The sequence below is a fragment of the Sphingomonas sp. 10B4 genome, assembly GCF_035019905.1.
In the GTDB taxonomy this organism is placed as follows: Bacteria; Pseudomonadota; Alphaproteobacteria; order Sphingomonadales; family Sphingomonadaceae; genus Sphingomonas; species Sphingomonas glacialis.
The window spans coordinates 1-595 of sequence record NZ_JASJVC010000186.1 but is presented as its reverse complement, the minus strand read 5'-3'; the positions used below and the strand labels follow the sequence as shown (position 1 = coordinate 595).

General features: G+C 64.4%; 1 protein-coding gene. It reads left to right on the top strand.

What is annotated here, in order from left to right; all coding sequences use genetic code 11:
• Positions 1-595: Plug domain-containing protein (locus QN347_RS19395; protein WP_323494345.1), on the top strand; the 595-nt coding region annotated here is incomplete at both ends.

Genomic DNA, 595 nt, shown 5'->3' with positions numbered 1-595 from the left:
CTAGGGACTTTCGCCCTTGGGTCGTTTCCAACGATCGCGGCATCGCGCGATCTCGCTGCCGGTTTGGCTACCGTCGCGCCAAAAGACGACACTCCGCCGACCACAAATGCCGCCGATCGGCCGTCGTCGGGTAAATCGGCGTCGACCGAAACCGCAATGGCGGCGCCGGGGAATGCGCTCGGCACGATCGTCGTAACCGGTTCGCGCCTCAGTCAGCTCGGCATCGCCGATTCCGCCAACGCCGGCGTTGTGACGGCGAAGCAGCTCGCGGCCCGCACCGTGTACCGGCCCGGCGAACTCCTCGAAGCTACCCCCGGATTGATCGTCAGCCAGCACAGCGGGGAGGGCAAGGCGAACCAATATTACCTGCGTGGCTTCAACCTCGATCATGGCACCGACCTGCGGACAACGGTCGACGGGATGCTCGTTAATCAGCGCAGCCATAGCCACGGGCAGGGGTGGACCGATGTCAACTTCCTGATCCCCGAACTGGCCGCGCAGCTCGACTATCACAAGGGGCCGTACTCGGCAGAGGATGGCGATTTCGCCGCCGCCGGCTCGGTCAGCGTCCATTATGTCGACGTGCTGCCTAAGA